This window comes from Nostoc sp. NOS(2021) (genome assembly GCF_017115025.1).
GTDB lineage: Bacteria > Cyanobacteriota > Cyanobacteriia > Cyanobacteriales > Nostocaceae > Nostoc.
Genome location: NZ_JABXKM010000213.1, coordinates 1 through 8,178 on the forward strand (window position 1 = coordinate 1; position 8,178 = coordinate 8,178).

10 protein-coding genes are annotated in these 8,178 nt (G+C 38.8%); 4 read left to right on the forward strand and 6 right to left on the reverse strand.

Annotated features, from left to right (window positions below; translation table 11 throughout):
* Window positions 1–298: 298 nt before the first annotated feature.
* Window positions 299–550 carry a hypothetical protein gene (locus HWQ41_RS23105; protein WP_292768065.1) on the forward strand — a complete coding sequence of 84 codons (252 nt, stop codon included), beginning with the start codon at window positions 299–301 and terminating at the stop codon, window positions 548–550.
* Window positions 551–801: 251 nt separating this feature from the next.
* Here HWQ41_RS23105 and HWQ41_RS23110 read toward each other — a convergent pair whose 3' ends face one another.
* The 4 genes from HWQ41_RS23110 to HWQ41_RS23125 form a co-directional block, all read right to left on the reverse strand.
* A complete protein-coding gene (locus HWQ41_RS23110; protein ID WP_292768088.1) occupies window positions 802–1,398 on the reverse strand; it encodes a hypothetical protein in 597 nt (198 codons plus the stop codon).
* Window positions 1,399–1,530: 132 nt separating this feature from the next.
* A complete protein-coding gene (locus HWQ41_RS23115; RefSeq protein WP_292768091.1) occupies window positions 1,531–2,112 on the reverse strand; it encodes a Uma2 family endonuclease in 582 nt (193 codons plus the stop codon).
* A gap of 191 nt (window positions 2,113–2,303) precedes the next feature.
* Window positions 2,304–2,534, reverse strand: coding sequence for a DUF2281 domain-containing protein (locus HWQ41_RS23120; protein WP_292768092.1), 231 nt, complete (start codon window positions 2,532–2,534; stop codon window positions 2,304–2,306).
* A 131-nt stretch (window positions 2,535–2,665) separates the two neighbouring features.
* Window positions 2,666–3,673, reverse strand: coding sequence for a hypothetical protein (locus tag HWQ41_RS23125; protein WP_292768095.1), 1,008 nt, complete (start codon window positions 3,671–3,673; stop codon window positions 2,666–2,668).
* Between the two features lie 134 nt (window positions 3,674–3,807).
* Between HWQ41_RS23125 and HWQ41_RS23130 the strand changes: the two genes are divergently transcribed.
* The gene (locus tag HWQ41_RS23130; RefSeq protein ID WP_256874963.1) at window positions 3,808–3,933 is read left to right on the forward strand and encodes a hypothetical protein; all 126 of its coding nucleotides are present in this window, start codon (window positions 3,808–3,810) and stop codon (window positions 3,931–3,933) included.
* On the opposite strand, the gene HWQ41_RS23135 is transcribed toward HWQ41_RS23130, so the two are convergent.
* Complete coding sequence (locus HWQ41_RS23135) at window positions 3,930–4,490, reverse strand: Uma2 family endonuclease (protein ID WP_292768100.1); 561 nt, start codon at window positions 4,488–4,490, stop codon at window positions 3,930–3,932. The two genes, HWQ41_RS23130 and HWQ41_RS23135, sit on opposite strands and share 4 nt — an antisense overlap.
* Before the next feature lie 10 nt (window positions 4,491–4,500).
* A complete protein-coding gene (gene uvrB / locus HWQ41_RS23140) occupies window positions 4,501–6,498 on the reverse strand; it encodes an excinuclease ABC subunit UvrB (RefSeq protein ID WP_292768103.1) in 1,998 nt (665 codons plus the stop codon).
* 254 nt (window positions 6,499–6,752) lie between these two features.
* Between uvrB and HWQ41_RS23145 the strand changes: the two genes are divergently transcribed.
* Together HWQ41_RS23145 and HWQ41_RS23150 are read left to right on the forward strand one after the other, a co-directional pair.
* On the forward strand, window positions 6,753–7,217 hold the full coding sequence (locus tag HWQ41_RS23145) for a hypothetical protein (protein WP_292768106.1): 465 nt from the start codon (window positions 6,753–6,755) through the stop codon (window positions 7,215–7,217).
* Window positions 7,218–7,570: 353 nt separating this feature from the next.
* Entirely contained in the window at window positions 7,571–7,753 is a 183-nt protein-coding gene (locus HWQ41_RS23150) for a CsbD family protein (protein ID WP_292768109.1), read from the forward strand.
* The last annotated feature ends 425 nt before the right edge of the window (window positions 7,754–8,178 follow it).

Below are 8,178 nucleotides of genomic sequence, written 5' to 3' on the forward strand. Positions count from 1 at the left end.
ATAGCTGATTAACCAAGGTTTTACCCCACCCTAACCCTCCCCTTATAAAGGGGAGGGAACTAGATTTTCTGTTTCCCACCTTTCCAAGGGGGGATTAAGGGGGGTAAATCCACACCGTAGCCTTTTTTAAGGGGGGTTAGGGGGGATCGATAAGTGTTTAAAATCACAGCCAACTACTTTTCAAGCAAACTCTGAGATTTCTCAATCAAATGAGATAAAGGAGGTGAGAGAGATATGCGATCGCATATAGTAGAGCATGTTGATAACGCATTTTAACCAAAAGACTGTTAATTATATCATGCAAATTATCACAAACTTTCCCAGTTTAATCGACCGATCGCTTCGCTTTCGATTCCAAACAATCGTAGCTGTATGTTTTTTACTTTGGACACTACTTCTAGTCATAGAAACTTTGCAGGTTCAACACTCTTGTCATCCCATGATTCATTGGTCTGGGACACTAAGAGCCGAGTGCCAACCTAAACTGCTGCAACCTAATTCTAATTCATCTAAAAAACCTGAAACTGTAAGCGATCGCACCCTTCAGTAGATTCAACAGGATTGACAGAAGAGATAGAATACTGTTGATTTACCTGAGTCCACCGATTCTATGTCAATTTTCGATTGCTGCGGTTTCAAACTACACTTGGCGATACAAATGTGCGATGTCTACGACGGGCGTAGCTGCGGCACACTGTCTCAGAATCGCTATTGTCGGCAATTATGCTAGTTAGAAGTGGTATGTGTTTGCCATGCACCAAGTTCTTTCGCTAGTCTGCTGCAAGCAAATTGTTAGCTGTCTTATAGTGACAGACATAGCACTCTTCGACGAATGTTTGCTATACCATGCACAATTCCTAACACTGCACCGATGTAAAGTCCAATATGGATTCCCCAAACCAACATAAATCTGGAAACTTCTGCTGGCTGAACGACTGGCGTAATCTGATCGGCAAAGAAGGGAAACTGAAAATAAGAAAATATGAATCCTGTGATCTGAGCAAGCACAATTGCCCAAGTAATCGGATACCGTGCGATTTGAAGTAATTGACGGTAAGACAAAGGTAACTTTCGTCTCTGATTAACCAATAAAAATATGCCGTAGCTTAAAAAACCAGCAAAAAAGCCTGCCTCAAATCCAACCTCACTGACTTGCCAGCGAAAACTAGAACCATAGGGAACATTTTTGAAGTAATAAAAGTAAGCGGGTGAGAGAGTACAAGTAATCTGATCGTTAACGATACCAAACCCAGCACCGATTAAACCGGACACCATCAAAAACGAGTATTCCTGAAGTTTTGTAGGTTTTGTTGGATTACGCCAGTAGTCTACCGCTACAACCAAACCCATCAGCAAAAATAAAATCAGCAATCGGTATCGATATGGAATACTTTGCATAAGACAACTGGTTTAATTCAAAATTAGCCTTTCAGGAAGTGTAACTATTTACAACTTCTTCAGAATTTTTACCATTGTATGCGAATCATCTGTGGAGATAGTATGAAATTCAAAGATTGACTATCTATCATGTTAATTTTCGGTGGCTTCAGTTTCAAACTGCACTTGTCGGTACAAATGTGCGATGGCTATTTCCACATCCACCGATTCGAGTCGCAATATCTCATCCAAATTATACTCCGACAGCACCCATTTTCCCTGTTCGTTGCGCCGAAACACTTCTACACCCGGTTGAGCTACTTGTACTAAGACATATTCTTGCAAAGTTGGAGATTGGCGATATTTGGCAAACTTTTTCCCCCTATCGGCTGCTTCTGTTGAAGGTGATAACACTTCGATAATTAAGCAGGGAAATTGTATCAATTGTGGATCGCGATCGCGCTCATCGCAAGTTACCACTACATCTGGATAAAAATACTTTTGCCCCGGTTCTACCTGTACCTTTATATCTACAATGTATACTTCACAGGAGCGATCGGCTAGGGAGTCGTCTAAGAGCTTAAAGAAATTTGCAGAAATCCGATTATGGTTGCGTGTAGCACCACTCATCATCACAACTTCGCCGTCCCAATACTCGTAACGTTCTTCTTGGGTGGGTTCCCAAACCAGATATTCTTCTGCACTCATCAAAATGCGATCGGGTAAAGCAACCATCGGCGCGATCTCTTAATGATTTACTTTATTTAGGATAGCGAAAAAAGGGCGTTCTCTTTTAGTATGACTATTCCCACATCCTTTGAACAGAATAAGTATCGAATTTTTTATCTCTGCTAATAATAATTAAGGAGTGATTGATAGCCTGTGCAATCAACATTCGCTCAAATGGATCGCCATAAGGAAAGCACTCATTCCATATATTCCTTAAAAACTTCCAGAGGTTCATCAAAGTCATCAGGCAAAGATAAAACAAAAGTTCCTTTTAAGATGCCAGAACGATGCTTTTTTTGTAGTAAATTTTCCTGAGAAACAGCCTTTGAATAATTCTCAACTAAATATTTGGCATAATGCAAGAGTTCTTGTTTCAGTGACTCTGGCATTTGATCTAGTGTTTGTAAAATTTCTGCATCAATAGCCATGATTTCTCCTGAGAGGTTCTCCTGCTTGTAATTTTAGGGAAATTTCTAGAAGGGATTTTATTTTTCGGTGTCTTCGGTTTCAAACTGCTTACCAGTCCACTCCAATCGGGTTGTTAGCTTGCTTCTTCCTACTATAGTTCATGTTGGTTTAAACCCATAGCCAAAGCCAGAGGATTTGATATATCAGCCCAGTTAAAGTTGTGGAACATTCTTGAGCCAGAATTTTCTGAGTTCTGAAAAACAATTACTTCCACTCCTCTATCCTTTAAGTCTTGAAGATAAGGATTGTAACCAACATCGTCTGCCACTAAAAACACAGACTCTACGTTAATAATACGCTCAAGTTGCTCTACTACCTTAAAAAGTATGAAGTCTTGGGTTTTTAGCTTGAACAAGTTGCAGTTATAGCCGACGAAACTTGAATTGTCATCCATGAATAAACCGCCTTCTTCTACTTCGCCTATATCTACTACAGCCTGTAAATTAAAATGAGTAGAGTAGATTAGATAACAATTTACTTCTTCTTTACGCTTAATGTGGGCATATTTCAGAAGTTGCTCTACAATAGCATCAATGTTCGGCTTACACAGTGTCTTTTCTGAATATATGCTTCTGTAGACTTTTCGTGTCTGTACAACAGCTTTTTCAAGGAATATTCCATCTATAATGACGGAATAATTTGTTTTTATTAGCTGATTTATTGCTTGTCTGAGAAGAATATTTTCAATTTTAACTCTTGCTTCTTTACTATACACTCGCTCTCGGAAATCTGCTCGATGCTGAAAGTCTTTTGGAATAATTAGCTGAAAATCACTTCCTTTAGTTCGCCAACTCTTAATATCATCTTGAAAAAATACATAAATGAAGTCGTCTTTAGTTTCAGATTCTTCTACATACAGAAAAACTACAAAGTTTTCCTCTACATACCTTATTGGTATTGTTACATTAGAATTTTTCTTTATAGTTCTACCCTTACATTGAACTTTGATGAAGGGAGTAATTCTCTGGGAAATATTTTCGATTATCAGTAAGTCAGATCCTTCCTTATCAAAAGATGGTTTAGTAACGAGGAAACCATCTTTAACTAACTTGTGCTGAATTATACTTTCCGCTTGAATCTCTAGTGGCTTATTGTCCATTGTCTATCGGTTCACAACTGCTATTTCAGTGTAGGCGATGACTAAATTAAGCTGGTTATCTAAATTACTATTTTGCTAAAAAACTTAATTTCCTTATTTAGAGTCTTAAACAGAATTTTTCTGTACAACACCTGATGGAACAACGCCTAAAGAAACTACTCAAACAAGTACCAGATGTTATCCGACTTAAGCATTATTCTTACCAAACAGAAAAACGTTGGCTAGTCCACGAACGTTTTTATAAATTACGAATTATTTAGATTTTTTGCAACAATTCCCGAATAGCGATCGCACAATCACCGAAGGCTAAAGGTGAAATTGTCACATCGTCTGCAAGTATGCTCTCACTGTGATATCCGTCTGGACTAGGGAGGCGATACATATACAACTTGCGTCTATTGATATCTAAAATCCAGTACTCAATAATACCTGACTTAGCATAGGCGATCGCTTTTACTTCTCGATCATACTTGAGACTGGAATCAGCTATTTCAATCAGTAAAAACACTTCGGAAGCATCGGGATGGTGATCCTCATAATCTAATGGATTCACCTTCACCACTGAAATATCTGGTTCTGGTTCCGAGTAATCGTCAAGTTGCACTGGTGACTGGATTCTTAATAAAACTTTATCACCCAAGCGTTGACGTAATAACCTTTCTGTGCGGGTAATTGCTGATTCGTGAGCAGTTCCTTTTGCTGACATTCTGATGATTTGTCCCGCGATTAATTCTAAGCGTTCTTCAGGATGAAAAATTCCCGTTTCCGCCATTTGGTGATATTCTTGAACACTAATTAGGCGAATATTGGTGAGCATAAGATTCACGTTAACGTCCCAACATTTTATCTCGCAGATGTTTAATGCGATCGCGCAATTTTGCCGCCTCTTCAAATTCCAGTTTTTTCGCCGCTTCTTTCATCTGAGTTTCTAACAGACTAATCAATTGGGGAATCTGTTCTAATGGCAGTTCATCTAAATGTTCATCTACTACTTTCAAGTCAGTTGCATTCAACCGTCGAGACACGTCTAAAAAAGACAAAATCGCATTACTTGATTTTTTCACAATCGGTTGCGGTGTAATCCCATGCAGTCGATTATGTGCCATTTGAATCCCACGCCGCCTGTCTGTTTCATCAATGGCTTTAATCATGCTGCCTGTCATATTATCAGCATACATAATTGCTTGTCCCCGGATGTGACGCGCGGCTCTACCAATAGTTTGAATTAAGGAACGTTCGGTTCGCAAAAAACCTTCTTTATCCGCGTCCATAATTGCTACTAGGGAAACTTCCGGTAAATCTAACCCTTCCCGCAGCAAATTCACACCAACCAATACATCAAATGTACCTTCGCGCAAGTTCTGCAAAATCTCAATGCGCTCAATTGAATTAATCTCCGAATGTAAATACCGCACTCGAATACTATGGTCTTGCAGATACTCCGTTAAATCTTCCGCCATCCGCTTAGTTAATGTGGTAATTAACACTCGTTCATGGAGGTCGGCTCTATCTTTAATTTCTCCCAACAAATCATCAATTTGTCCTTCTGTAGGACGCACGGAAATTTCTGGATCAATTACGCCAGTTGGTCTAATCACTTGCTCAACTACATGGTCTTCAGAAATTTCTAATTCCCAATTTCCTGGAGTGGCTGAAACAAAAATACACTGATTCATTTTGTCCCAGAATTCCTCTGCTTTCAAAGGACGATTATCAGCAGCACTAGGAAGACGAAATCCATGTTCAATTAAAACTTTTTTTCTAGCTTGATCGCCGTTATACATACCGCGAATTTGGGGCACACTAACGTGAGATTCATCGATAACTAATAGCCAATCTTTAGGAAAATAATCAATTAAACATTCTGGCGATTCTCCGGCTTGCCTTCCTGCTAAGTGACGCGAATAGTTCTCAACGCCATTGCAGTAACCTACCTCGCGCAGCATTTCGAGATCATAGCGTGTACGTTGATCTATGCGTTGCGCTTCTAATAATTTCCCCGCTTGTTCTAAGTCTAGTTTTTGCTGTTTTAACTCGGCTGCAATATCATGACAAGCTACTTCTAACCGTTCTTCTGGGGTGACAAAGTGACGTGCAGGGTAAATATTCACCGCTTCCAAGCTCTTGAGAATTTCACCTGTCACCGGATCAATATAGCGAATCGCGTCAATTTCATCACCAAAAAATTCGACGCGAATAATCCGGTCTTCATAAGCTGGGCCAATTTCTAAGACATCACCCCGGACGCGAAATTTTCCCCGACCCATTTCTATGTCGTTGCGGCTATATTGAACATTTGCCAAATCTCGTAAAATTTGGCGTTGATTTACTTCCATACCTATCTGAAGGGGGATGGCAGCTTTCAGATATTCTGCTGGCATTCCCAAACCGTAGATGCAGCTGATGGATGCAACGACAATCACATCACGGCGTTCAAAAAGCGATCGCGTCGCTGAATGCCGCAACATATCTATTTCATCATTAATTGCCGCCGTTTTTTCAATATAAGTGTCGGTAACGGGAATATACGCTTCTGGCTGATAGTAATCGTAGTAGCTGACGAAATACTCGACTGCGTTGTTGGGAAAGAAATCTCGTAACTCGTTACAAAGCTGTGCAGCAAGGGTTTTGTTATGCGCCAGAACTAAAGTAGGCTTGCCAATTTTCTCAATAACTGCTGCTACCGAAAATGTCTTGCCAGTTCCAGTGGCTCCTAGTAAAGTTTGGTAACGATTGCCTGATTGGATACTAGCAGTCAGTTGGGCGATCGCTTGTGGTTGATCGCCTGTGGGACTAAAGGGAGCTTGAAGACAAAATTCTGTCATACAGTTTTGCTGTAATATACCCTATCTCATAGTGACGATTCCGCCCTGTATCCATTGTAGCTGGCTTATTAGACTAAATAAATAGTAATAATTATTTACAAAAATTAATAATTCAAATTTACTTATCTATCAGTTTTAAAAATTCTTATATCTATATGAGGTTTTTTAAGGTTAAACTTTAAGGTATATGGGAAAAAATTTCATCTTTCCTTAATTATTGTAAAATCCAATTAACAAACTAGAGGTTTTCGTTTATGACTATTAGCAACGCTGGCAAAGCAAGCAGTTCTCGGCAAAACAATGCCAAGTCTCCAGGGGAAACTACAAAGGAAGTTGAAAATCAACAAGACCAGAGCTTGAATGCTGATAAAGTCGAGGAAGTTAATGAACTGCCAGCGGGAGCTTCTGGAACACTCGCCATTGCTGGAATTCGTCCCATAGGCGCTAGCGACTTAGAAGTTGCTGAACACCTCTCAATTGCTGGGGTGCGTCCCGTTAGCACCAGTACCTTAGAAGTAGTTGAAACCTATAACTCAATGGGTATTCGTCCAATTGGCGCTAATACATTCCAAGTTGTTGAAAGTATTAATCTCTCTGGTATTCGTCCAATTGCCTCAAGTTCATTGGTAATATCTGAAAGCTATTCTACATTCGGTAACCGTCCCATAGCATCAAATGAGGTTGACAATTCTGAAAGCCTGATGGGTTTTCTAGATTAGACAAAAAATATCCCCATAACTTTATTAACCCAGTTTCATACAGAAACTGGGTTTTTTTAGATAAACAGTCAAAAGTAGAGATTATGATATTTGCACTTGTTCTATGTCTTTTAGCATAGGTAACTACACTCTTGCTAGTTTAATTTATATTCAGCCAACAGCCAAGATGCTTACTACAATTACTTTTCTGCATTTTGAATTTTGAATTTTGAATTTTGAATTATTTAATATGCCTTGTGGTGGAAGGCTTTAGCAAAAACTTTAAGCTACTGTGTAAAAGTGATAACAAAGGATTTCAAAGTTAGTTTACAGCTTTGAAATTAACTTTCCATAAAATAAATAAGGAGTACCAAATGAGTTTAGAAGAACGGGCTAAAGCAACTGCTAAAAATCTTGAAGGTAAAGCCCAAGAAGCAGCAGGAAAAGTTACTGGAGATCCAGAAGATAAAGCTGAAGGTAAAGCAAAGCAAGCTGAAAGCGAAGTACGTCACGGGATTGAAGACGTAAAAGATAATGTCAAGAAAAAGCTTGACTAATAATTCAAACTTTTTTGCAGAAACTCTAGGTATAGAAATGGGGTGGATCTCATTTTTGCAAAAAAATATGAGTTGTTCGGGAGCCAAGCTAAATTATTTTCAGATTCTCTGAGCAAGGACTAGAGAATATAATCTCGCTTGATTGATTTGCAGAATTTTTGTAGAGGCGTAATTAATCACGTCTCTACAATTTCCAAAGCTTTTTAAAAATTAGATAATTCAAGTCTATTATAAACCAAGTCTATTATAAACTAATTCACAATTTAGAAACTCAATTAGTTTGGGATAATATTACAGCCGAATATCAAAATTTTGATGATTTTGTGCAACGTACAATACCAGATGAACGTCGGCAGTTGTTTGGTCAAGTGGTTGGGTAGTTGCAAGTAATATCATGTCCGAATAATTAGTTATGATTCCCACAG